Source organism: Streptomyces sp. G45, from assembly GCF_049542095.1.
In the GTDB taxonomy this organism is placed as follows: Bacteria; Actinomycetota; Actinomycetes; order Streptomycetales; family Streptomycetaceae; genus Streptomyces.
Genome location: NZ_JBMUZU010000001.1, coordinates 5,116,392 through 5,139,283 on the forward strand (window position 1 = coordinate 5,116,392; position 22,892 = coordinate 5,139,283).

Sequence of the window (22,892 nt, forward strand, 5' to 3'; positions counted from 1 at the left end):
GGGCCGTACGCTGCGAAAGGGACTCCACAACGCTCGCGCGGTCCATTACCTTGGACGATGGAGTCCATGAGAATGTACTTCGCTTCAGACAGCTTCAGAGAGCTTCAGGGAAACGCACCGCACGGCGGGCCGCCCGGGGTGTGGGCGGCGGGAAAGGCTTGGCGTGAACGTATCGGAATCGGACCAGGCGGCGGTGGCCGCCCCCTCGACGGTGGCGCAGCCGGAGGCGGCCGCCGTCCCCGGGGCCAACGCCGCCCCCGCGGCGGGCGGCGGCGGGCGGCGCGCCGCGCTCGCGCCCATCGGCCTGGTCCTCGCGGGCTGCGTGTCCGTGCAGTTCGGCGGCGCCATCGCGGTGAGCCTGATGCCGCGGGCCGGGGCGCTCGGCGTGGTCACGCTGCGCCTGCTCGTCGCGGCGGTCATCCTGCTCGCCGTGTGCCGCCCCCGGCTGCGCGGCCACTCGCGCGCCGACTGGGGCACGGTCCTCGCGTTCGGCGTCACCCTCGCCGCGATGAACGGCCTCTTCTACCAGGCGGTCGCCCGCATCCCTCTCGGCCCGGCCGTCACCCTTGAGGTGCTCGGCCCGCTCGCCCTGTCCGTCCTGGCCTCCCGCCGCCTGGTGAACGTGGTGTGGGCGGGGCTCGCCCTGTGCGGCGTGTTCCTGCTCGGCGGGGGCGGCGGCTTCGGCCGCCTCGACGGCGTCGGCGTCGCCTACGCGCTGGGCGCCGGTGCCGCGTGGGCCGCGTACATCGTCTTCAGCGCCCGCACCGGGCGCCGCTTCCCGCAGGCCGACGGGCTCGCCCTCGCCATGGCCGTCGCCGCGCTGCTCGTGCTGCCGCTCGGCGTCGTCGAGTCGGGCGCGAAGCTCACCGTGCCCAGCACGCTCGGCCTCGCCGCCGCCGTCGCCGTGATGTCCTCCGTGCTGCCGTACACCCTCGAACTGCTCGCGCTGCGGCGGCTGCCCGCGTCGACCTTCGCGGTCATGATGAGCCTGGAGCCCGCCATCGCCGCGATCGCCGGTCTCCTCGTCCTCGACCAGGGCCTGAGCGCCGTCGAGTCGGTCGCGATCGCGCTGGTCATCGCGGCGAGCATGGGCGCGGTGCGGACGCAGGTGGGGCGGGGCCGGGCGAAGAACGTGACACCTTAGGCGACGGTGTCACGCTGGAGGGGACGGTACGGTGAGGCGCGGCAGGAAGCACCCGACGAGCGGCCCCATGCCCAGGGCGACGACCAGCGTCCCCGCGCCGACCGTCCCGCCGAGCAGCCAGCCGACGCCCGTGACGGTGACCTCGATGGCGGTGCGTACGACGGCGACGGGCCGACCGGTGAGGCGTACGAGGCCCGTCATGAGGCCGTCGCGGGGGCCGGGCCCGTACCGCGCGCCCAGGTAGAGCGCGTCGGAGAAGGCGAGCGCGAGGAGGCCCACGGCCAGGTAGGCGTACGGGGCGAGCGCCCCGTGGGGTGCGGGGAGGACCGTCGCGGTGGCGTCCGCGGCGAGGCCGACGAGCAGGACGTTGAGGAGCGTGCCGAGGCCGGGGCGCTCCCGGAGCGGGATCCAGGCGAGCAGCACGAGCAGCGCGATCAGGTTGGTCGCCCAGCCGAACGAGACGCCGAGGTGCCCGGCGGTGCCCTCGGTGAGGACGTTCCAGCTCGCGGGGCCGAGCCCGGCGGTGACGAGCACCATGACGGCGGCGCCGTAGCCGGTGAGGCCGAGGAGGAGCTGGGTGAGGCGGCGGGCGGTGTGACGGCCGGGGCGGTCCTGTCCGTGAAGGGAGGGCGGGGGAGTCCTGGGATGGTCCATGGCCTCACCCTGCGGGCGAACTGGCACCCGATTCCATGGCCAGATGGCCGCCCTTGGCTACGCTGCCCCGGTGAAGATCGCATCCCGCGCGGTGGCGCGCATGCTGGGCGACGACTGGCGGGCGGGCCCGGGCCCGGCGCACCAACGGCTCTCCGACACGCTGCGGCTGCTGGTCCTGGACGGGCGGCTGCCGCTGGAGGCGGCGGTGCCGAGCGAGCGGGACCTGGCCGCCGCGCTGGGCACGAGCCGGACGACGGTGGGCGCGGCGTACCGGACGCTGGTCGAGCACGGGTACCTGGTGACGCGGGCGCGGGCCCGGGCGACCGTGCGGCTGCCGGGCGGCACGGCGGCCGGGGGCGAACCCGACGCGCGGCGGGGCGGCGCCGACGTCATCGACCTGTCCGTGGCGGCGCCGCCCGCGCCCGGCGAGATCCTCCACGCGGCGTTCGCGACGGCGCTGGAGCAGCTGCCGCGCCACTACGAGCGGCACGGGTACGACCGCCGGTACGGCACCGCGGAGCTGCGGGAGGCCGTGGCCCACTGGTACGAGCGGCGCGGGCTGCCGACCGCGCCGGACCACGTGCTGGTCACCAACGGCGCCCAGCACGCGCTCGCCCTCCTCGCGCGCACCCTGCTCGCGCCCCGCGACCGCGTCCTCGTCGACCACCCGACGTACCCGCACGCGCTCAGGACGCTCACCGACGCCCGCGCCCGCCTGGTGCCCGTGGCGGTGACGCGGACGGGCTGGGACCCCGCGCAGCTCCGCGCCGCCTCCCGGGAGGCCCGACTCGCCTATCTGATCCCGGACTTCCACAACCCCACCGGCCTGTGCATGCCCCCGGAGATCCGTGGCGAGCTGCGGCTGGCGTGCCCGGTGGTGGTGGACGAGACCCTCACCGACCTGGCCCTGGACGGCCCGCCCCCACCCCCTTCGCGGCGTACGCGCCCACGGCCATCAGCGTCGGCTCGGTCGCCAAGAGCGTCTGGGGCGGCCTGCGCACCGGCTGGATCCGGGCGGCGCCCGCCGTCCTGGAACGCGTCGAACAGGCCCGCTACGCCTTGGACCTGGGGACGCCGGTGGTGGAGCAACTGGCCACGGCCGCCCTCCTGAACGCGGGCCACACCCGGCGCCCCGCGACGCTCCAGGCCCTGCGGACCCAACGGGATGCCCTCCACCGCGCCCTGACCACGCACCTGCCGGACGCCCAGGCCCCCCACCCACCGGGCGGCCTCACCCTGTGGGCGTCCTTCCCCCACCCCCTCAGCTCCCGCCTCGCCGCCGTCGCCCCCGACCACGGCATCACCCTCTCCGCGGGCCCCCGCTTCGGCCTGGGCGGCGCCTTCGCCCGCAACGTCCGCCTCCCCTACACCCTGCCGCCCGCCCAACTGACGGAAGCCGTCCGCCGCTTGGCTGACGCGCGGGAGGCGGTGGCGGGGGGTGCGGTGGGGGTGCACGGACCGGCGGTTGTGGTGTGAGCGGGGGCCGTAACTCATCAGCGGTCTTGGGCGAGTTTGTACAGCTCGGCGAAGAGGCCGCCGAGGTCCACATAGTGCTGTTCATTCGTGATGGCGATATTTGGATCACGGCCAGGGCCGCTCCTCGTCCCGCTTCGTTGGCCCTTGAAGTGAGTGGGGACGACTCGATGCCCTTGCGGGCGATGCGGTGCCAGATGTCGCAGGATTAACCCCGCACGCGCGGGGACCATCAACAACGCTTGACGATGACATCGATCCGCCGGGGACCACCCCCGCACGCGCGGGGACCATTCGGAGCTTCATCAGGACACGCCCGTACGGACGGGACCACCCCCGCACGCGCGGGGACCATGAGCTGATCAATCTGCTTCGATTCCGCTCGTCGGGACCACCCCCGCACGCGCGGGGACCATACGAGCTGACCAGGCGCGTTAGCGCCGGGACCCCTGGTTCTCACTCACTTTCAGAGAAACGGACATTTTACTCTCCCTGCTCCCTGCTCGCGCCGCACGAGCCGAGAGCCGCTATCTACCGGGAGACACCCCGAGGTGGCCGTGAAGGTGATCGCAGCCAGTACCTCGCGGTCCCGGCGTCGACCATGTGGCTCGCGAGACCACCCGCTGGTGCTATTCCCCCAGGCCTTCCGCCGCCGCCCATTCGTCAAGCACGGCAGCCATCGCCCCAGAATGCCGCAAGATCACCCCAACTGAGATGAGGGTGAACAGCGGGATGCCACCACTGCCCGCGAGACCAGCGGCATCGACAGATCGCGGTGGAGTGGTCATCCGCGCGTCTGCAATGCCCTTTCGATCTCGTTCCGCGTGGTGACCGTGAGCGTGGAGTCAGGTGCGGCCTGTAGTTCGTGGTCGAGTTCGCGCAGTCGGTCGGCGACGCGGCTGGAGGCGACGTGGCCGAACAGGTCAAGGGCGGTGCTGGTGGCGTCCCTGGCAGCGTCGAGTTGTTCGTGGCGGACGTAGGCGCGGGCGAGGGCGATGTGGTCGAAGGCGCGGCTGCGCGTGCGTTCGGTGGGGCGCTGGGCGGTGCCTTGTTGGATGAGGTTGATGGCGCGGGGTGCGCGGCGGGGGTCGTGTTGGGCGGCGATGAACTCGCAGACGCCCACGGTGACGTGGTATTCGGCGCTGTCGAACCAGGCGGTCCAGGCGGCGGCGCCGTCTTCGCGATCGGCGTTCAAGGCGTCTTCCGCGGTGTGCAGTGCACGGGCGGCGTCGGGGACTTGCCCCAGCACGGCATGGCATCGGGCTTCCACCGCGCAGCACGTCGTCGTTGGTTACGCACCTCTCCGCACTGACGCGCCCTTTGGGAGCGCACCGCCGTTCCGCGGTGTGCTCAAGGTCCGAACTGACTTAGCGTCGGGGGAGGCCAGCCAGGAGGAGAGACCCCCGTCATGCAGTAGATCAGCGAGACGTAGCCGGGTCGGTATCGCGGTCATGCCGCCTGCGGGCGACGCTCCAGAACATGGGCGAGGCGTCGGGCGGTGGCCGTCGGGATGGAGCCGAGCGCGAGTTGTGCCTCGGCGTCGCAGTGCAGGCAGTCCGGATGGAACTGCGGGTCCAGGAGCCCGCCGCCGGTCGCCCGCTGGAAGGCCTTGCTGAGCCGGGCGATCAGGAGCTGGGCCTCGGGCCAGTAGGACAGGTCCACGTCGGGGTCCGACGACGGGCCGCCGAGCAGACCCGTGAGGCGGTCGGCGGTGGTCAGGGAGATCGCCCCGAGTTCGATCCGGCCGTGGCGCACGTACGGGTCGGGCATGCCCAGCCCGCGGGTACGGAAGACCGCGCGCAGCCGCTCGCTGACGCGCAGGGCCTGCTTGATCGTGCGGCGGATCATCCGGGCCAACTCCTGTGCGGTCTGCGGGCTGACCCACCCGATGTCCACCTGGTCGGGCCGCTCCATGCTCGGCAGCGCCGAGAGGTCCAGACCCGCGGCGGTGCACGCGTGGTGCAGGTCGAGCGCGGCGGCCGACGCGGCACGGCGGGCATCGGGGCGGGCGTCGGACCCTGAGCGGTCGGTGAGCGAGGTGATGGGGGAGATGTTCGTGGTCACGCGGTCTCCAGAGCGACCCGTACCGGCTGAAGTGCAGGTAGGGTCAAGGCCGTTGGGTCCAGAAGACGATGGGCGGCAGCCCCTTTCTTCGCTCCAGGCGCGCGCCATCCCCCCGGGAGCGGCAGCCGAAGGACGGGGAGACGGCCCACGCCCAGGCCCCGTTGGGGGTGGGGAGCTCGAAGCGCAGCGGACGGCCCCGACTCAAGTCACGCAGGGCGGCCCTGGCGTTGGACGGGTCGTCCAGCCACGCCATCGCCGCATCACTCGACGCGGCGTCCAACTCGGCGGCCACGTCACTGACCCCGGCACGCATCCAGATCAGCGCGACCCCGGGGTAGGGCGTGGTGATGCCGCTGAGCAGCGGCGTATCGGTGGCCGCGCTCAGCGGGCCGGGCTGCTCTTGCGGGGGCGGGCTGACGTCGCGGTGGCACCAGTAGGCGAGAGGCAGCGGCTGACTCATGGCCGCCTCCCGACAGGAGCAGGCTCGGCGAAGGTCGGCAGCGGCTCACCCTGAGCGTCCTGACGGTCGAGGAGGTTCAAGACGAGCAGGCCCAAACGGCGGACGAACCCGGTATCTGGGGGAAGCCCGCGACGGTCGCGTTCAAGGTGGAGATCGGCGGCGAAGCGGATCTGTAGAACCAGGTCATCGTCGGGGTGCCGAGGATCCTGCTGGAGTGCCTCACTCACCAGGCCCCACGCGCACTGGCTGAGCAGGCGCACCGACCGCTCGGACTCCTGCGGCGTCAGCGGCACGGCATCCCGACCGAGAATCCGCTCAAGACAGTCGGGCACCTCATCGGCCAGCAGCGACGCCCACAGCACCGCCCGTACCTTCTGCGCGGTCTCGGGCACAGCCGACCAGGAGTTCTCAACGCCGTTCCAGCCTGGTGCAGTTCGCGCTTCGGCGGGTGCCCTGGGTGAGGGTGTCATGTGGCGGCCTCCTCGCTCGGAGGGCGCGAACGCAGCTCCGCCCACACGCTCTTACCGGTAGCCGTCGGAACCGCGCCCCAGCCGTCGGCAGTCGCGGCGATCATCAGCATCCCGCGGCCGCCCTCGGCAAGCGGGTCCTGCCCGCGTACGACGGGCATGCTCTTGCAGTCGTCGCTCACCACGATCCGTACGAACAGCGGCGACGACTCCAGCCGCAGGTCACACTCACGCGAGCACGCGTGGGATCCGACGTTGGCCAGCAGCTCCGTCACGCACAGGAGTGCTGGGTCGATCACCTCATCCCAGCCCCAGTGCCGGAGTAACGCCGCAACGATGCGGCGAACGCGTCCGATCTGTGCGGGCTCGGCGGTGAGTTGCTGTTGATAGTGCGTTCCTGCCCGTTCCATGACGGCCATGACTCCTCCACGCGCTCTGAGCAGCGCAAACAGATGGCCGACGCTCCGTGACCCCCCAAGCGCCATCGGTGATGCCCAACAGAGTGGACCTACCTATGATGGATTCGCAACCTACTTGTGCTCCAAAGTTGTAACCCCGCAAGAAGTGTCTTAACTCGCTTGCATATGACAACTGTTGGAGGAAGCGTGGCCTCGTACGACACACTGGTGCCCGACCTGCACAGAAGGGGGGCCAAGGTGTCCAGTCGCCCACGGCATCCGCAGCCGACTGTCCGACGCCGCAGGCTCGGTAGTGAGTTGAAGCGCCTGCGCGAGGCCGCCAAGGTCAGCATGGACCAAGCCGCCGAGCGGATCGGCGGCGACAAGTCGAAGATCAGCAGGCAGGAGAACGGTCGGCAGGGCGTCACCAAGCTGGAGATCGAAGCCCTGATGGATCTCTACCGGGTCTCGGACAGCACGCTGAAGACCGCTCTTGTCACCCTCGCCCGGGAGGGGCGGCGCAAGAACTGGTGGGCACCGTTCAGCGACATACTCGACGAGCGCTTCCAGGAACATCTCAGCATCGAGGCCGATGCCGCGCGCATGCTCCTGTTTCAGCCGCTCCTGGTCCCTGGCCTGCTCCAAACTCGCGAGTATGCCGAAGTCTCCATCCGCGGTGACGAGGATGCGCACCCGGACGAGCAGGTCGAGTCGCACGTCTCCGTTCGGATGGGGCGGCAAGAGATCCTTCAACGTGACACCCCGCCTCAACTGGTGTGCGTCCTCGATGAGGCGGTCATCCGGCGCGTAGTAGGCAGCCCCGAGATCATGGCCGATCAGCTACGCAAGCTGATCGAGGTGAACAACCCGCCACGCCTCTCGATCCAGGTCATCCCCTTCAGCCAGGGATGTCACGCCGGTCTCGACGGCGCGTTCAGCATCTACTCGTACCCAGACCCCATGGACCTGGACGTCGTGAGCCTGGGATACCTCGACGGCCTCATCTATCTGGAGGAAGATGGCCCTGTCGAGCGGTACAAGCTAGCTTTTGACCAACTCCGGTCAAGCGCCCTACCGTCACGGCAATCCATGGATCTGATCGCGCAAGCGGCCAGAGATCTGATCAGTTAGAGGCAGGTACCTCAGATGATGCGGCACGACCTTCCTGAGGAAGGCTGGCAGAAGTCCTCCTACAGCCCCGACAACGGGCCGAACTGCGTCGAGTACCAGGTAACCGACGATGGACGTATCGCCGCTGGCGACAGCAAGGACCGCCACCTGGGAGCCCACACCTTCGCCCCGGCCGTGTGGCAGCGGTTCGTCACGGCCGTCGCCACAGGTCAGATCTGAGAGGCCTGGCAAACGGCGCCGCCTAGATGCCCAAGCTGAGCCCTTGCCCATCCTCATCGTGGGCAAGGGCTCTCTTCGTCCGACCCGAGGGTCTGGCACCGCGTACTCCGCGCCGACCGATGGCCTCTTCCCGTCGACTGCGTGCTGCGTCAAAGTACGCGGCAGTGCGCTACCGCAGTGCCTCGATGGCCCGGACCACGAGCTGTCGGGCCTCGGCGCCGTACACGGCCATGCTGCGCAGTCGCTCGAACGCCTTGACGTACAGGGCGATCTCGGAGGGCTGGGTGACATTCACCTCGGCGGATACCAGCTCGACGGATACCAGCGTGTCGTCGTGCACGTCGAACGTCTCCTGGGGCCCCAGCACGCGCTCACGCGTCGCCGCCGGGATGATCCCGAGCGACACCTGCGGGAGCGCCCCGGCGGTCAACAGGTGGCCGAGCTGCGCGGCCATCGCGTCCGGGTCGCCGAGCTGGTAGCGGAGCACGGCCTCCTCGATGACGAACACGAAGTGGTGCCCCGGCTCGTGGATGACCTGTGAGCGCCGTACGCGCGCGGCGGCGGCCTCCACTCCGTCATCGGGTACGTCGAGGAGCCGGGCGTTGGCGCTCAGCAGGGCCCTCGCGTATCCCTCCGTCTGGAGCAGCCCCGGGACCAGGACCGGGGAGTACACGCGGAGCAGTTCGGTCGACCGGTACAGCTCGGTGTAGCTGCTCTGCAAACGGGCCAGGCCCGTACGGACGCGGTGGCGCCACTCGCGGTAGAGCGACTCGGCGTGCAGGGAGGCGGCGATCAGGTCCGCAGCCTGCTCGGTGGCGCCGGTGGCGCGGCACCACAGGCGGATGTCCGTGGGCGAAGGCGGGGTGCGCGCGTTCTCGACCCGGCTCGTCTTGGCGTGGTGCCAGCCGCATCGGGCGGCCAGTTCGGTGACCGTCAGGTCCGCGTTCCTCCTCAGGTCGCGGAGCTGCCGGGCCACGCTCTCGCGGGCGGCCTGAGCCGAGGAGGACGGGGAGGTGGGCATGAGCGGGCCGGGGTGCCTTCTGTCAGCGTCTGTCAGCGGATCTCGTACGTGTCGTGCGGGACGGCGCGGGCCCAGACCGCCTCGAAGGCGTCGGCGCACTGTTTGACGAGGGCCGGTTCGGTGCGCAGTTCCATGTCCGGGTCGGCCCAGTCGCCGTTCCCCGTGAAGTGGTTGAACAGGACCTGCCGGTCGTCGAAGATCCACAGGTCCGCGCCGGGCAGCAGCAGGTCGGCCGCGCGGGGGCGGGGCAGCCATCTGACCTGTTCCCCGGCGGTGACGTTGACGACGGTCCCGGCGTGCTCGTACCGGATGTAGTCGGTGACCGGCTCCGACACGACGCGCGCCCGGCGCACGGCCACGCCGCGTGCGACCGCGCGGGAGATCAGGTCGACCCACGGCGCCCAGTACTCCGAGCTGGGGTCCACGTCCCGGCGCCCGGTCCGCACCCAGGTGTCGAAGTCGTCGGCCTCGTCGCCGACCGCGTATTGGTCCCGCATCTCCAGATGCACCGCCGAGTGCCGCGCGGCCCCGAAGAGCTCGTCAAAGTCGAGCGCGCTCTGCGGCATCGCAGGCCTCCCTCAGGACGGATACGAGACGGGCCGGAATCCGGATCACGGTCTCATGAGCCGGGACGCCCGGGGCGTGGCCGGGTGCCGTGCGGGAAGCGCACTGCGCGCGTGTCTGCTCGTCGGCGGTGTAGCTCTGGATCACGATGTCCGCGTTCGCCTGGTCGACCCAGGCTGTCGGTGAGCCATTTTTGCCGGTGTCCGGATCGATCCCGATGAACTGAAGGTCCATGGCTGTCCCCAGCGTCGTGGTCGTGCGCTGATGTGCACCAATGTCTCGACCGAGCTGCCGCGGAGTCAAGGGCGCCAACCAGACACTCAGCAGGGAAGCAAGTGGCATGCACATCTGCGCACATCCCTCGAAGTTTCTCGTCACATAGCCGTAGCGTCTGCTCTGCGACGAAACCCCGGGGACCGCGCGAAGAGCTGGGGACGTGACCGGCCGTCAAGGAGCCGCCATGGTTGACGAGGAACCGACATGGGCATGAACGACGTCCGCGTGCCAATGCCAATGCCAATGCCAATGCCAGGAGGCGACTCGTGCGGTGCGCGCCCGTTGAGCGATGGCGAATGCCGCGGGCTCACGTACTGGCTGGCGCAGACCGACACCCGGCACAGCGGCGGCCCGTACTACGTGCTCGTGGCGTCGAACTCCCCCTGGGAGGAGCCGGATGACCGCCTCGGCGCCGATTCCTGCCTAGGCGTCCCGCGCTTGGGGCTTGCGTCCTCCCTGGCGGGATGGATCGTCCCGTCCCCATACCCGGGCCACCTCTGCGCCCCCACCCGCCTCCGCACCCTCCTCGCCACCACCCCCACCCCCGAGGCCGTCGAGTGACCCCCCACGCCGAATCCCCCCACGCCCGCCGCGCGGAGCGCACCTACGCCGCCTACCTGGGGCACCTGTTCAGCTGCCCCCGCTGCGGCACCGACGCCCCCTGCGGCACCGGCGACCGCCTCCGCCGGGCCCTGCGCGCCGCCCGCGCCGCCGCCCAGCGCGCACAGCCGCTGACCAGCGAAAACGCCTCGCCCGGCCGGGGTGGCGCGCACTACCCTCGGCGCCCATGAACCACCGCCGCCGCAAGAAGCTCACCCGCCGTCTCTTCGAGGCCATCTGGGAAGGTGACGCCGCCCGCGTAGGGGCGGCCCTGCGCACCGGAGCCGACCCGAACCGCCCGGACCGCGACGGCGTCACCCCGCTGTACGAGGCCGCCGTGAACGGAAGGGCCGAGGCCGCGCGGCTGCTGCTCGCCGCCGGGGCCCGGCCCGACACCGAGAGCGATGGCATGCCCGGCGCCGACGGCACCCCGCTGTGCGCCGCCGCCTGCTGGGGCCACACCGGGACCGTGCGCGCCCTCCTCGCCCACGGCGCCGACCCGGACCTCCGCGAGGACCAGGGCGCGGGCCGCTCCCCGCTGGACTGGGCGCTCGACGGGGGCCACCCCGACACCGCCGCCCTGCTGCGCGCGGCCGGTGCCACCTCCGCCCTGTAGTCCCGTAGCTCCGTAGCTCCGTAGATCCGTAGCGGCGAAAAAGTAAGCAAGCGCGCTTGATTGTTTCCGCACCCCCTGCCATGCTCCCTGAGCACACCGCCCTGCCCGAGGGGAGCGCACCGTGTCCGACGCCACCGCCGTACTCGACGACCTGCGCGAGGAGAGCGACGAACTCGACGTGCTGGTAAGGGACTTGGCGGACGCCGACTGGGGGCGCCCGACCCCGGCGGACGGCTGGACCGTCGCCCACCAGATCGCCCACCTCGCCTGGACCGACCAGGCCGCGCTGCTCGCCGCGACCGACCCGGAAGGCTTCGCCGCGCAGGCGGAAGACGCGCTGAAGTCGCCCGACACCTTCGTCGACGACGGCGCCCGCGAGGGCGCCGCCCAGCCGCCCGCCGAACTGCTCGCCCGCTGGCGCGCGGGGCGCGAGGAACTGCAGGGCGTGCTGCGCGCGGCCCCGCCGGGGACCCGTTTCCCCTGGTACGGGCCGCCCATGTCCCCGGCGTCCGTCGCCACCGGGCGCCTGATGGAGACCTGGGCCCACGGCCAGGACGTCGCCGACGCGCTCGGCGCCCGCCGTGACCCCACGGACCGGCTGCGGCACGTGGCCCGCATCGGGGTGCGGGCTCGCGACTACGCCTTCGCCGTACGGGGGTTGACCGCACCGGCGGAGGACTTCCGCGTCGAGCTGACTGCGCCGTCCGGCGCCGTGTGGGCGTACGGACCCGAGGGCGCGGCCCAGCGCGTCACCGGGCCCGCCCTGGACTTCTGCCTGCTCGCCACCCAGCGCGCCCACCGTGCCGACCTGGCCCTGCGCGCCGAAGGCCCGGACGCCGACCGGTGGCTCGACATCGCGCAGGCCTTCGCGGGCCCCGCGGGCCCGGGGCGCGCCCCGAAGGGCGGGCGGCGGTGACCCTGCGCATCGGCAACGCCTCCGGCTTCTACGGCGACCGCCACAGCGCCGTCCGCGAGATGCTCACCGGCGGCCCCCTCGACGTCCTCACCGGCGACTACCTCGCCGAGCTGACCATGCTCATCCTCGCCAGGGACCGCCTGAAGGACCCGGCACGCGGCTACGCGCGGACCTTCCTGCGGCAGCTGGAGGAGTGCCTGGGTGAGGCCCTTGACCGGGGGGTGCGGGTCGTCACCAACGCGGGCGGGCTCAATCCGGGTGGACTCGCCGATGCGATACGGGAGTTGGGGGCGCGGGCCGGGCTGTCCGCGCGGGTCGCGCACGTCGAGGGCGACGACCTCGGGGCCCGCTTCCCGGACGCCCTCGCCGCCCACGCCTACCTCGGCGGCCACGGCATCGCCGCCGCCCTGCGCGCGGGCGCCGACGTCGTCGTCACCGGCCGCGTCACCGACGCCGCGCTCGTCACCGGGCCCGCCGCCGCCCACTTCGGCTGGGCGCCGGACGCCTACGACCGCCTCGCGGGCGCCGTCGTCGCCGGGCACATCCTGGAGTGCGGCACCCAGGCCACCGGCGGCAACTACGCCTTCTTCACCGAGCATGACCCGGCCCGGCTGCGCCACCCCGGGTTCCCGCTCGCCGAGATCCACGAGGACGGGTCCTGCGTCATCACCAAGCACGACGGCACGGGCGGCGTCGTCGACGTCGGCACGGTCACCGCGCAACTGCTGTACGAGACCTCCGGCGCCCGTTACGCCGGACCCGACGTCACCGCCCGCCTCGACTCCGTACGCCTCACCCAGGACGGCCCCGACCGCGTCCGCGTCGACGGCGTCCGGGGCGAGCCCCCGCCGCCCACCCTCAAGGTCGGCCTCAACCGGCTCGGCGGCCACCGCAACGAGGTCGTGTTCGTGCTGACGGGCCTCGACGTCGACGCCAAGGCCGCCCTCGTCCGCGAGCAGGTCGAGGACGCCCTGGCCAGGGCCCGGCCCGCGCACGTGCGGTGGGAGCTGGCCCGCACCGACCGCCCCGACGCCGACACCGAGGAGACGGCCAGCGCCCTGCTGCGGCTCGTCGTGCGCGACCCCGACCCGGACGTGGTGGGTCGCGCGTTCAGCGGCGCCGCCGTCGAGCTGGCACTCGGCAGCTACCCGGGCTTCCACATGACGGCACCGCCGGGCAAGGCCGCTCCGTACGGGGTCTTCGAAGCGGCGTACGTGGAGGCCGACACCGTCACCCACACGGTGGTCCTGGACGACGGGACCCGGACGCCGGTCCCACCGCCCCACGAGCACCGGGCCCTCGCCGACGTCGAACCGCCGCCACTGCCCGAGCCGTTGGCGTACGGCGGCCGCACCCGCCGCGCCCCCCTCGGCCTGATCGCCGGAGCCCGCAGCGGCGACAAGGGCGGCGACGCCAACGTCGGCGTCTGGGCCCGCACGGACGAGGCATGGCGCTGGCTCGCCCACACGCTCACCACGGGCCGGTTCCGCGAACTCCTGCCGGAAGCCGCTGAGTTGAGCGTCACCCGCCACCTCCTGCCCAACCTGCGCGCCCTGAACTTCGTCGTCGAAGGCGTCCTCGGCGAAGGCGTCGCCGCCCAGGCCCGCTTCGACCCCCAGGCCAAGGCCCTCGGCGAATGGCTGCGCTCCCGCCACCTGGACATACCGGAGGCCATCCTGTGACGGTCCTTACCTCGGCCCTGGACACCGCCGGGCCCGACTACGCCGCCCACCGCGAGGCCATGCTCGCCAAGCTCGCCGAGCTGGACGCGGAGCAGGCCAAGGCCCTGGAGGGCGGCGGCGAGAAGTACGTCCAGCGGCACCGGCGGCGCGGCAAACTCCTCGCCCGCGAGCGGATCGAGCTGCTGCTCGACCCCGACACGCCGTTCCTGGAGCTGTCGCCGCTCGCCGCCTGGGGCAGCGACTACCCGGTGGGCGCCTCCATGGTGACCGGCATCGGCGTCGTCGAGGGCGTGGAGTGCCTGATCACCGCCAACGACCCGACCGTACGCGGCGGCGCCTCCAACCCGTGGACGCTGAAGAAGGCGTTCCGCGCACACGAGATCGGCGCCGCCAACCGGCTGCCGTCGATCCACCTCGTCGAGTCCGGCGGCGCCGACCTGCCCTCGCAGAAGGAGATCTTCATCCCGGGCGGGGCGCTGTTCAAACACCTCACCCAGTCTTCGGCCGCCGGTATCCCCACCCTCGCCGTCGTCTTCGGCAACTCCACGGCGGGCGGCGCCTACGTGCCCGGCATGTGCGACCACGTGATCATGGTCAAGGAGCGCGCCAAGGTGTTCCTCGGCGGACCGCCGCTGGTGAAGATGGCCACCGGCGAGGAGAGCGACGACGAGTCCCTGGGCGGCGCCGACATGCACGCCCGCACCTCCGGCCTCGCCGACCACCTCGCCCAGGACGAGCACGACGCGCTGCGCCAGGCCCGCCGCGTCGTCGCCCGCCTCAACTGGCGCAAGGCGCACGCCGATCCACCGCCCGCCGAGCCGCCGAAGTACGACCCCGAGGAACTGCTCGGCATCGTCCCCGGCGACCTGCGCACCCCCTTCGACCCGCGCGAGGTCATCGCCCGCGTCGTCGACGGCTCCGACTTCGACGAGTTCAAGCCCCTGTACGGGGCCAGCCTCGCCACCGGCTGGGCGCGCCTGCACGGCTACCCCGTCGGGATCCTCGCCAACGCCCAGGGCGTGCTGTTCAGTGAGGAGTCCCAGAAGGCGGCGCAGTTCATCCAGCTCGCCAACCAGCGTGACATCCCGCTGCTGTTCCTGCACAACACCACCGGCTATATGGTCGGCAAGGAGTACGAGCAGGGCGGCATCATCAAGCACGGCTCGATGATGATCAACGCGGTCAGCAACAGCCGCGTTCCCCATCTGTCCGTGCTGATGGGTGCGTCGTACGGCGCCGGGCACTACGGCATGTGCGGCCGCGCCTACGACCCGCGCTTCCTGTTCGCCTGGCCCAGCGCCAAGTCCGCCGTCATGGGCCCGCAGCAGCTCGCGGGCGTCCTGTCGATCGTCGCCCGCCAGTCGGCCGCCGCGAAGGGACAGCCGTACGACGAGGACGGCGACGCCGCGCTGCGCGCCATGGTGGAGCAGCAGATCGAGGCGGAGTCCCTGCCGATGTTCCTGTCCGGGCGGCTCTACGACGACGGGGTCATCGACCCGCGCGACACCCGCACCGTCCTCGGCATCTGCCTGTCGGCGATCCACACGGCCCCCTACGAAGGCGCACGCGGCGGCTTCGGGGTCTTCCGGATGTGAGGGGCGGGACAGGAGTGCGGGACGAGGCAGACATCAACGGCGTGAGGGATGTGAGGCGGCGATGATCCAGTCCGTACTGGTGGCCAACCGGGGAGAGATCGCCTGCCGGATCTTCCGCACCTGCCGCGACCTCGGCGTCTCCACGGTCGCCGTGTACTCCGACGCCGACGCGTCCGCGCTGCACGTGCGGGAGGCCGACGCGGCGGTGCGGCTGCCCGGGGCGGCGCCCACGGACACGTACCTGCGCGGCGAGCTGATCGTGAAGGCCGCGCTCACGGCGGGCGCGGACGCCGTGCACCCCGGCTACGGGTTCCTGTCGGAGAACGCGGACTTCGCGCGGGCCGTGCGCGCCGCGGGCCTGGTGTGGATCGGCCCGCCGCCCGAGGCCATCGAGGCGATGGCGTCCAAGACGCGCGCCAAGGAGCTGATGGGCATCGCCCCGCTCACCGACGTCACCGCCGTCACCGAGGCCGACCTGCCGGTCCTGGTGAAGGCGGCGGCGGGCGGCGGCGGGCGCGGCATGCGCGTCGTACGGGACCTCGCGGCGCTCGACGCGGAGGTGGCGGCGGCACGGGCCGAGGCGCTGAGCGCCTTCGGCGACGGGGACGTGTTCGTCGAGCCGTACGTCGAGGGCGGGCGCCACGTCGAGGTGCAGGTCCTCGCCGACACCCACGGCACGGTCTGGATGCTCGGCACCCGCGACTGCTCGCTCCAGCGCCGCCACCAGAAGGTCATCGAGGAGGCCCCGGCGCCCGGCCTCACCCCGGCCCTGCGGTCCCGGCTGTACGAGCTGGCGGAGCGGGCGGCGCGGTCGGTGTCGTACGTCGGCGCGGGCACCGTGGAATTCCTCGTCGCGGACGAGGTGCCGCACTTCCTGGAGATGAACACCCGCCTCCAGGTCGAACACCCCGTCACCGAGGCGGTGTACGGCCTCGACCTGGTGGCCCTGCAACTGCGGATCGCCGAGGGCCACCCCCTCACCGCCACCCCGCCCGAGCCGACCGGGCACGCCGTCGAGGCCCGCCTCTACGCGGAGGACCCGGGCGCCGGGTGGGCCCCGCAGACCGGCACCCTGCACCGCCTGTCCGTCCCCGGCGGCGTACGCCTGGACACCGGCTACGCCGACGGCGACACCGTCGGCGTGCACTACGACCCGATGCTGGCCAAGGTCATCGCCCACGCCCCCACCCGTGCCGAGGCCCTGCGCAAGCTGGCGGGCGCCCTGGAGCGCGCGGCCGTCCACGGGCCCGTCACCAACCGCGAGCTGCTGCTGCGGTCGCTGCGCCACCCGGAGGTGGTGGCCGGGCGGATGGACACCTCGTTCTACGACCGCCACCTGCCGGACCTGACGGCGGCCGACAGCGGCTGGCGCACCCGCTGGGCCCCGCTGGCCGCCGCGCTCGCCGACGCCCACGGCCGCTCCCGCTTCGGCGGCTTCCGCACCCTGCGCTCCCAGCCGCAGCTCAAGCGCTACCGGGGCGCGGACGGCACCGAGCACGAGGTGCGGTACACGGCCACGCGCGAGGGGTTCGCCGCCGACGGGGCGCGAGTGCTGGCCGTCGCGCCCGACCGCGTGACGCTCGACGTCGACGGCGTACGACGGGAGTTCACCGTCGCGGCGTACGGCGACGGGCGCGTGTACGTCGGCCAGGTCGCCCTCACCCCGCTGCCCCTGCTGCCCGAGCCGACCGCCCGGCAGGAGCCCGGGTCGCTGCTCGCGCCGATGCCCGGCACGGTGACGCGGGTCGCCGACGGGCTCACCGAAGGGGCGCGGGTGAGTGCCGGGCAGCCGCTGGTGTGGCTGGAGGCCATGAAGATGGAGCACCGCGTCACCGCCCCCGCGTCCGGCACGCTCACCGCGCTGCACGCGACGCCGGGCAGACAGGTGGAGGTGGGGGCGCTGCTGGCCGTCGTAGAGCCCACGCCCCCTTCGCCCACGCCCCAGGAACCCCCAGCAGTCCAGGAACCCACATCGCGGGAGGAAGCCCCAGCATGAGCACCGTCCTGGAAACAGCCCTGGAGACCGAGGAGCAGGCCGCCCTGCGCGCCGCCGTCGCCGCGCTCGGCAAGCGTTACGGCCGCGACTACCTCACCCGTACCGTCGCCGACGGCGGCCACCCCAAGGAGCTGTGGGCGGACGCCGCCAAGCTCGGCTACCTGGGCGTGAACCTGCCCGAGGAGCACGGCGGCGGAGGCGGCGGCATCACCGAACTGTCCATCGTCCTGGAGGAGTTGGGGGCGGCGGGCTGCCCGCTGCTGATGCTGGTGGTGTCCCCGGCGATCTGCGGCACCGTCATCGCCCGCTTCGGCACCGAGGCGCAGCAGCGGGCCTGGCTGCCGGGCCTCGCCGACGGCAGCCGCACCATGGCCTTCGGCATCACCGAGCCCGACGCGGGCTCCAACTCCCACCGCATCACCACCACCGCCCGCCGCGACGGCGACGACTGGCTGCTCACCGGCCGCAAGGTGTTCATCTCCGGCGTCGACATCGCCGACGCCACCCTGATCGTGGGCCGCACCGAGGACGCCCGCACCGGCAGGCTCAAGCCGTGCCTGTTCATCGTCCCGCGCGACGCGCCCGGCTTCTCCCGCCACCCCATCCCCATGGAACTCCAGGCGGCGGAGAAGCAGTTCGAGCTGGTCCTGGACGATGTGCGGCTCCCGGCGGACGCGCTCGTCGGCGACGAGGACGCGGGCCTGCTCCAGCTCTTCGCGGGCCTCAACCCGGAGCGGATCATGACGGCGGCGTTCGCCCTCGGCATGGCCCGCTTCGCGCTGGACGCGGCGGTGACGTACGCCAAGGAGCGCAGCGTCTGGAAGACCCCCATCGGCGCCCACCAGGCCATCGCCCACCCGCTCGCCCAGTGCCACGTCGACATCGAGCTGGCCCGCCTGATGATGCGCAAGGCGGCCCTGCTGTACGACGCCGGGGACGACGTCGCGGCCGGGGAGGCCGCCAACATGGCGAAGCTCGCGGCGGCCGACGCCTGCGTGAGGACCGTCGACCAGGCCGTCCACACCCTCGGCGGCAACGGCCTGACCAAGGAGTTCGGGCTCGCCTCCCTCATCGTGGCGTCCCGCGTGGCCCGGATCGCCCCGGTCAGCCGGGAGATGATCCTCAACTACCTCTCCCACCAGACGCTCGGCCTGCCCAAGTCCTACTGAGCTGGGGGTACCCATGGCTGTCGTGTCCGTGGCGGCGCCCGAGCGCGGGATCGCCACCCTCACCCTGGACTCGCCCGCGAACCGCAACGCACTGTCGAAGGCCCTGGTCGGCGAACTCGCCGCCGCCCTCGCCGACGCCGCCGCCGACGACACCGTACGGGCCCTGGTCCTCACCCACACCGGGACGGCGTTCTGCGCGGGCGCCGACCTGCGCCAGCCGCCCGACCCGGCGGACTTCGTGGCGCTGCTGCGGCAGGTGCTGGCGCTGCCGAAGCCGGTGGTGGCGCGGGTGCGGGGGCATGTGCGGGCGGGCGGCCTCGGGCTGCTCGCCGCCTGCGACATCGCGGTCGCGGACGCCGGGGCGGCGACCTTCGCGCTCACCGAGGTGCACCTCGGCCTCGTCCCCGCCGTGATCTCCCTGACGCTGCTGCCCCGCCTCGACCCGGCCGCCGCCGCCCGCTACCACCTCACCGGGGAGCGCTTCGACGCCGCCGAGGCCGCGCGGATCGGCCTGGTCACCGCGTACGCCGACGACGTCGACGCCGCGCTCACGCCCGTCCTCGACGGGCTGCGCAAGGCCGCGCCCGGGGCCCTGGCCGACACGAAACGGCTGCTCACGGCTAAGGTGCTCACCGCATTCGACCACGATGCGGACGCTGTCACCTCCCTGATCGACCTGTCCGAGCGCCGCTTCGGCTCCGCCGAGGCCCGCGAGGGGATGACGGCGTTCCTGGAACGACGGGAGCGTCCATGGGTGCTGTGACCGAGGCCGACCGGTCGCCCAAGCAGGACCGCAGCCGCGCCACGCGCCAGCGCCTGCTTGAGGCGGCGGTGGCGTGTCTCGCCGAGCGCGGCTGGACGGGCTCGACGGTGTCCGTCGTCGCCGAGCGCGCGGGCGTGTCGCGGGGCGCGGCCCAGCACCACTTCCCCACCCGGGAGGACCTGTTCACCGCGGCGGTGGAGTACGTGGCCGAGCGGCGCTCGGCTGCCCTGCGTGACCTCTTCCCCGACGGCCCCGGGGACCGGGCGGCGGTCGTCGCGGCCCTCGTCGCCCTCTACACCGGCCCCCTCTTCCGCGCCGCCCTGCACCTCTGGGTGGCCGCGTCCCACGAGCCCCAACTGGGTGCGCGAGTCGCCGAGTTGGAGGCGCGCGTGGGGCGGGAGACACACCGGATGGCCGTGGAGCTGCTCGGCGCGGACGAGTCGGCCCCCGGGGTGCGGGAGACCGTCCAGGGCTTCCTGGACATGGCGCGGGGCCTCGGCCTCGCGAACCTCCTCACGGACGACGGGGCACGACGGGAGCGAGTGGTGGCGCAGTGGACGTCGGTCCTCGACGACGTCCTCGGCGGGAGCTGTCGCAGCCCGCGGCGTCCACCAGAGGTGTGCCCGTAGGGTCCATCACAGGTTTATCCGCGGTGTCTACCGGAGGTTTATTCGAGTCAACTCCTCTTTGGACGTCGTGGCTTCGCCCCGCTGGCATCTTCTGAGTGCGCCGCGCAACGCGGCGGCTTCCGCAGAGAACCACGAAGAGCCAGGGGGAAACACATGGCACTCACCACCGGTCGCGTCGCCGTCGCGGCGGCGGGCGCGTTGCTGATGCTCGGCACGGGCATGGCCTCGGCCCAGGCGGGGTCCGGCGCCGCACCGAGCGCGTCGCGCTTCGCCGCGCAGGCCGAGTCCGGGCGCCTGACCAGCGCGCAGACCACGGCGCTGCAGGCGGAGGTGGACCGTTACCTGAGGACGATGGGCGGGACCCAGGTCGCGCTCAACAAGATCGACCTCAAGGGCAAGGGCGAGATCCTTGTCGCCCTCCCGGGGAGAACCGCCCGCGCGACTTCGCCTCCGGCAACGGCAGGCGCGCGGCCGCCGACCCGTGCAGGACCGGGCCGGTGTCCGGGATCTTCTGCGCCTACCAGCGCGACAACTTCGCGGGCACCAGGATCAACATGGTCAACTGCAACGAGCGGTACTACGTGTCCACCTGGGGCCGGGGCGGTTCCTGGATCAACGACCAGACTCGCAACAGGCCGGGCCGCGAGGCCAAGATGTACAACCCCAGCGGCCAACTGGTCTACACGACGCCGCCGCCGTATTCCTCGGACGCCCACGGCGACTGGAACCCTGTCCGCTTCGTCGTCCCCTGCCGCTAGCGGGCCCCTCCACCCAGCGGCGCCCCCGGTCCGGCATCGGACCGGGGCGCCGCGCCGCGAGCGGGGGGGATCAGCCGTCCGCGATGTTCGCGAACCCGGCGATGTCCTGGGGGCTGCGGGAGCCGGGCCCGATGTACCGCGCGGAAGGCCGCACCAGCCGCCCGGTCCGCTTCTGTTCAAGGATGTGCGCCGACCACCCGGCGGTCCGCGCGCACGTGAACATCGACGTGAACATGTGCGCCGGAACCTCCGCGAAGTCGAGCACGATCGCCGCCCAGAACTCCACGTTCGTGGCGAGGACCCGGTCGGGCCGCCGCGCGTGCAGCTCGTCGAGCGCCGCCTTCTCCAGCGCCTCCGCGACCTCGAAGCGCGGCGCCCCCAGCTCCCGGGCGGTGCGCCGCAGCACCCGCGCCCGGGGGTCCTCCGCGCGGTACACCCGGTGCCCGAAGCCCATCAGCCGTTCACCACGGTCCAGCGCCTGCTTGACGTACGCGACGGCGTCCCCGGTGCGCTCGATCTCCTCGATCATGCCGAGGACGCGGGAGGGCGCGCCCCCGTGGAGGGGGCCGGACATGGCGCCGACGGCACCGGACAGCGCGGCGGCGACGTCCGCGCCGGTGGAGGCGATGACGCGGGCCGTGAACGTGGACGCGTTCATGCCGTGCTCGGCGGCGGACGTCCAGTACGCGTCGACGGCCCGCACGTGCCGGGGGTCCGGCTCGCCGCGCCAGCGCCGCATGAAGCGCTCCACGACGGTCTCCGCCTTGTCGATCTCCCGCTGCGGCACCATCGGCAGGCCCTGCCCGCGCGCGGACTGGGCGACGTACGACAGGGCCATGACGGCGGCCCGCGCGAGGTCGTCACGGGCCTGGTTCTCGTCGATGTCGAGGAGCGGCCGCAGCCCCCACACGGGCGCCAGCATGGCGAGCGCCGACTGGACGTCCACGCGGATGTCCCCGGAGTGCACGGGGATGGGGAACGGCTCGGCGGGCGGCAGGCCCGGGTCGAACGCGCCGTCGACGAGCAGGCCCCACACGTTGCCGAACGAGACGCTGCCGACGAGGTCCTCGATGTCGACGCCCCGGTAACGCAGGGCGCCGCCTTCCTTGTCGGGTTCGGCGATCTCCGTCTCGAACGCGACGACTCCTTCAAGCCCGGGTACGAAGTCGGACATCAGGCGGCTCCTCATGAGGTGTGCGACAGAATGTGTGCGACCTGCGGTGATGTGTGCGGCCCAGGGGCGGCCATGGCGGGTCCACGGTCTGCCCAGGGTCTGCCCATGGTCTGTCCATGTCTGGGGTAACCCCGTCATGCCCCGTGGCAACGGCGGTCACCCAACTCGTGCGGCTTCGGAACGATAACCCTTGGTGCCACCTGTCGTCCGGGATTGCGGCACTCAGTGCCAGACATCACCTCCAGGTGGGGTGCCGGGCCGCCGACTGCCGCTTCGTGGACCGGCATTCGTATACGGCAAGATGACCGCGTGACCGACTCCCGTGCCGCCTCCTCCGGGCCCGTCGCCGTCGACCTGGCCGCCATGCGTGCCCAGTACGCCGCCGACGGCATCGCCGAAGCCGACTTCCCCGCCGATCCGTTCGAGCAGTTCACCCGCTGGTTCCGGCAGGCGAGCGCCGAGGCGGCGGACCCCGGGGGCGTGCTCCACGAGGCCAACGCGATGGTCGTCTCCACGGCCGACGCGGACGGGCGGGTCAGCTCCCGCACGGTGCTCCTGAAGGGGTTCGACGAGCGGGGGTTCGTCTTCTTCACCAACTACGAGTCCCGCAAGGCCCGGGACCTGGCCGCCAACCCGCACGCCTCGCTGCTGTTCCCCTGGCATCCGATGGCGCGGCAGGTCATCGTCACGGGCACGGTGGAGCGGACCGGGCGCGAGGAGACCGTACGGTACTTCCGCAGCCGTCCGCACGGGTCGCAGCTCGGCGCCTGGGCCAGCGCGCAGTCGTCCGTGATCGGCTCCCGGGAGGAACTGGACGCCGCCTACGCGGAATTGGCGGCGCGCTACCCCGAGGGGGAGCAGGTTCCGGCGCCGCCGCACTGGGGCGGCTTCCGGGTGCTGCCGCTGACCGTGGAGTTCTGGCAGGGGCGGGCGAACCGCCTGCACGACCGGCTGCGGTATGAACGGGACGCGGTGGGCGCCCCTTGGGCCCTGCACCGCCTCAGCCCCTGACCGGTGCCCCTCGCCCACCCCCTGGCCGGGGGTGGGCGCCCCTGGCGGGGGCGGACCGCCGCCCGCGCCCGCGGCTCCGCGCCCGGTGCCCCTCTCCCACCCGCCCGCCCGT

General features: G+C 72.6%; 27 protein-coding genes. 17 read left to right on the forward strand and 10 right to left on the reverse strand.

Annotation, left to right across the window (positions count from 1 at the left end; all coding sequences use genetic code 11):
- The first annotated feature begins 163 nt into the window (after positions 1 to 163).
- Entirely contained in the window at positions 164 to 1,144 is a 981-nt protein-coding gene (locus ACOBQU_RS21515; RefSeq protein WP_423628947.1) for an EamA family transporter, read from the forward strand.
- A 9-nt stretch (positions 1,145 to 1,153) separates the two neighbouring features.
- Here the strand turns inward: ACOBQU_RS21515 and ACOBQU_RS21520 are convergent, their stop codons facing one another.
- Positions 1,154 to 1,798, reverse strand: coding sequence for a YczE/YyaS/YitT family protein (locus ACOBQU_RS21520; RefSeq protein WP_423628948.1), 645 nt, complete (start codon positions 1,796 to 1,798; stop codon positions 1,154 to 1,156).
- Positions 1,799 to 1,868: 70 nt separating this feature from the next.
- Here ACOBQU_RS21520 and ACOBQU_RS21525 point away from each other — a divergent pair, with 70 nt between their 5' ends.
- Complete coding sequence (locus ACOBQU_RS21525) at positions 1,869 to 2,909, forward strand: PLP-dependent aminotransferase family protein (RefSeq protein ID WP_423628949.1); 1,041 nt, start codon at positions 1,869 to 1,871, stop codon at positions 2,907 to 2,909.
- The gene (locus ACOBQU_RS21530) at positions 2,876 to 3,274 is read left to right on the forward strand and encodes a hypothetical protein (protein ID WP_423628950.1); all 399 of its coding nucleotides are present in this window, start codon (positions 2,876 to 2,878) and stop codon (positions 3,272 to 3,274) included. Before ACOBQU_RS21525 ends, ACOBQU_RS21530 begins: the two co-directional genes overlap by 34 nt.
- A gap of 781 nt (positions 3,275 to 4,055) precedes the next feature.
- On the opposite strand, the gene ACOBQU_RS21535 is transcribed toward ACOBQU_RS21530, so the two are convergent.
- From ACOBQU_RS21535 to ACOBQU_RS21555, 5 genes are all read right to left on the reverse strand, one after another.
- Positions 4,056 to 4,466: a hypothetical protein gene (locus tag ACOBQU_RS21535; protein WP_423628951.1), complete on the reverse strand. Its 411-nt coding sequence runs from the start codon at positions 4,464 to 4,466 to the stop codon at positions 4,056 to 4,058.
- Positions 4,467 to 4,720: 254 nt separating this feature from the next.
- On the reverse strand, positions 4,721 to 5,335 hold the full coding sequence (locus tag ACOBQU_RS21540) for a hypothetical protein (RefSeq protein WP_423628952.1): 615 nt from the start codon (positions 5,333 to 5,335) through the stop codon (positions 4,721 to 4,723).
- 43 nt (positions 5,336 to 5,378) lie between these two features.
- On the reverse strand, positions 5,379 to 5,795 hold the full coding sequence (locus ACOBQU_RS21545; protein ID WP_423628953.1) for a hypothetical protein: 417 nt from the start codon (positions 5,793 to 5,795) through the stop codon (positions 5,379 to 5,381).
- Entirely contained in the window at positions 5,792 to 6,187 is a 396-nt protein-coding gene (locus tag ACOBQU_RS21550; protein WP_423628954.1) for a hypothetical protein, read from the reverse strand. The genes ACOBQU_RS21545 and ACOBQU_RS21550 overlap by 4 nt, the downstream gene beginning before the upstream one ends.
- Before the next feature lie 74 nt (positions 6,188 to 6,261).
- Positions 6,262 to 6,681 (reverse strand): ATP-binding protein, encoded by a 420-nt coding sequence (locus ACOBQU_RS21555; RefSeq protein WP_423628955.1) that lies wholly within the window; start codon positions 6,679 to 6,681, stop codon positions 6,262 to 6,264.
- Positions 6,682 to 6,888: 207 nt separating this feature from the next.
- Between ACOBQU_RS21555 and ACOBQU_RS21560 the strand changes: the two genes are divergently transcribed.
- Together ACOBQU_RS21560 and ACOBQU_RS21565 are read left to right on the forward strand one after the other, a co-directional pair.
- Positions 6,889 to 7,791 (forward strand): helix-turn-helix domain-containing protein, encoded by a 903-nt coding sequence (locus ACOBQU_RS21560; protein WP_423628956.1) that lies wholly within the window; start codon positions 6,889 to 6,891, stop codon positions 7,789 to 7,791.
- Between the two features lie 15 nt (positions 7,792 to 7,806).
- A complete protein-coding gene (locus tag ACOBQU_RS21565) occupies positions 7,807 to 8,010 on the forward strand; it encodes a DUF397 domain-containing protein (RefSeq protein ID WP_423628957.1) in 204 nt (67 codons plus the stop codon).
- 169 nt (positions 8,011 to 8,179) lie between these two features.
- On the opposite strand, the gene ACOBQU_RS21570 is transcribed toward ACOBQU_RS21565, so the two are convergent.
- From ACOBQU_RS21570 to ACOBQU_RS21580, 3 genes are read right to left on the reverse strand one after another with little or no spacing between them, the layout of a single operon-like run.
- A complete protein-coding gene (locus tag ACOBQU_RS21570) occupies positions 8,180 to 9,031 on the reverse strand; it encodes a helix-turn-helix domain-containing protein (RefSeq protein WP_423628958.1) in 852 nt (283 codons plus the stop codon).
- A 32-nt stretch (positions 9,032 to 9,063) separates the two neighbouring features.
- The gene (locus tag ACOBQU_RS21575; protein ID WP_423628959.1) at positions 9,064 to 9,597 is read right to left on the reverse strand and encodes a DUF6879 family protein; all 534 of its coding nucleotides are present in this window, start codon (positions 9,595 to 9,597) and stop codon (positions 9,064 to 9,066) included.
- On the reverse strand, positions 9,572 to 9,829 hold the full coding sequence (locus tag ACOBQU_RS21580; RefSeq protein ID WP_423628960.1) for a hypothetical protein: 258 nt from the start codon (positions 9,827 to 9,829) through the stop codon (positions 9,572 to 9,574). Before ACOBQU_RS21580 ends, ACOBQU_RS21575 begins: the two co-directional genes overlap by 26 nt.
- Before the next feature lie 324 nt (positions 9,830 to 10,153).
- Here ACOBQU_RS21580 and ACOBQU_RS21585 point away from each other — a divergent pair, with 324 nt between their 5' ends.
- The 11 genes from ACOBQU_RS21585 to ACOBQU_RS21635 all read left to right on the forward strand — a co-directional run bounded on the left by ACOBQU_RS21585 (position 10,154) and on the right by ACOBQU_RS21635 (position 20,595).
- Complete coding sequence (locus tag ACOBQU_RS21585; RefSeq protein ID WP_423628961.1) at positions 10,154 to 10,432, forward strand: hypothetical protein; 279 nt, start codon at positions 10,154 to 10,156, stop codon at positions 10,430 to 10,432.
- Positions 10,429 to 10,662, forward strand: a complete 234-nt coding sequence (locus tag ACOBQU_RS21590; RefSeq protein ID WP_423628962.1) for a hypothetical protein — start codon at positions 10,429 to 10,431, stop codon at positions 10,660 to 10,662. Before ACOBQU_RS21585 ends, ACOBQU_RS21590 begins: the two co-directional genes overlap by 4 nt.
- A complete protein-coding gene (locus tag ACOBQU_RS21595; RefSeq protein ID WP_423628963.1) occupies positions 10,659 to 11,087 on the forward strand; it encodes an ankyrin repeat domain-containing protein in 429 nt (142 codons plus the stop codon). Before ACOBQU_RS21590 ends, ACOBQU_RS21595 begins: the two co-directional genes overlap by 4 nt.
- A 121-nt stretch (positions 11,088 to 11,208) precedes the next feature.
- Complete coding sequence (locus ACOBQU_RS21600; RefSeq protein ID WP_423628964.1) at positions 11,209 to 12,003, forward strand: TIGR03084 family metal-binding protein; 795 nt, start codon at positions 11,209 to 11,211, stop codon at positions 12,001 to 12,003.
- Positions 12,000 to 13,685 carry an acyclic terpene utilization AtuA family protein gene (locus tag ACOBQU_RS21605; protein ID WP_423628965.1) on the forward strand — a complete coding sequence of 562 codons (1,686 nt, stop codon included), beginning with the start codon at positions 12,000 to 12,002 and terminating at the stop codon, positions 13,683 to 13,685. Before ACOBQU_RS21600 ends, ACOBQU_RS21605 begins: the two co-directional genes overlap by 4 nt.
- Positions 13,682 to 15,280 (forward strand): acyl-CoA carboxylase subunit beta, encoded by a 1,599-nt coding sequence (locus tag ACOBQU_RS21610; protein WP_423628966.1) that lies wholly within the window; start codon positions 13,682 to 13,684, stop codon positions 15,278 to 15,280. Before ACOBQU_RS21605 ends, ACOBQU_RS21610 begins: the two co-directional genes overlap by 4 nt.
- A gap of 61 nt (positions 15,281 to 15,341) precedes the next feature.
- Positions 15,342 to 17,276, forward strand: coding sequence for an acetyl/propionyl/methylcrotonyl-CoA carboxylase subunit alpha (locus tag ACOBQU_RS21615; protein WP_423628967.1), 1,935 nt, complete (start codon positions 15,342 to 15,344; stop codon positions 17,274 to 17,276).
- Positions 17,273 to 18,445 (forward strand): acyl-CoA dehydrogenase family protein, encoded by a 1,173-nt coding sequence (locus ACOBQU_RS21620; RefSeq protein WP_423628968.1) that lies wholly within the window; start codon positions 17,273 to 17,275, stop codon positions 18,443 to 18,445. The genes ACOBQU_RS21615 and ACOBQU_RS21620 overlap by 4 nt, the downstream gene beginning before the upstream one ends.
- A 13-nt stretch (positions 18,446 to 18,458) precedes the next feature.
- Positions 18,459 to 19,208: an enoyl-CoA hydratase family protein gene (locus ACOBQU_RS21625; RefSeq protein ID WP_423628969.1), complete on the forward strand. Its 750-nt coding sequence runs from the start codon at positions 18,459 to 18,461 to the stop codon at positions 19,206 to 19,208.
- The gene (locus tag ACOBQU_RS21630) at positions 19,196 to 19,837 is read left to right on the forward strand and encodes a TetR/AcrR family transcriptional regulator (RefSeq protein WP_423628970.1); all 642 of its coding nucleotides are present in this window, start codon (positions 19,196 to 19,198) and stop codon (positions 19,835 to 19,837) included. Before ACOBQU_RS21625 ends, ACOBQU_RS21630 begins: the two co-directional genes overlap by 13 nt.
- A 497-nt stretch (positions 19,838 to 20,334) precedes the next feature.
- Positions 20,335 to 20,595 carry a hypothetical protein gene (locus ACOBQU_RS21635; protein ID WP_423628971.1) on the forward strand — a complete coding sequence of 87 codons (261 nt, stop codon included), beginning with the start codon at positions 20,335 to 20,337 and terminating at the stop codon, positions 20,593 to 20,595.
- Between the two features lie 70 nt (positions 20,596 to 20,665).
- On the opposite strand, the gene ACOBQU_RS21640 is transcribed toward ACOBQU_RS21635, so the two are convergent.
- Positions 20,666 to 21,769, reverse strand: a complete 1,104-nt coding sequence (locus ACOBQU_RS21640; protein ID WP_423628972.1) for a citrate synthase 2 — start codon at positions 21,767 to 21,769, stop codon at positions 20,666 to 20,668.
- A 291-nt stretch (positions 21,770 to 22,060) separates the two neighbouring features.
- On the opposite strand from ACOBQU_RS21640, the gene pdxH reads away from it, so the two are divergent.
- On the forward strand, positions 22,061 to 22,780 hold the full coding sequence (pdxH, locus tag ACOBQU_RS21645; protein WP_423634627.1) for a pyridoxamine 5'-phosphate oxidase: 720 nt from the start codon (positions 22,061 to 22,063) through the stop codon (positions 22,778 to 22,780).
- Positions 22,781 to 22,892: the final 112 nt, after the last annotated feature.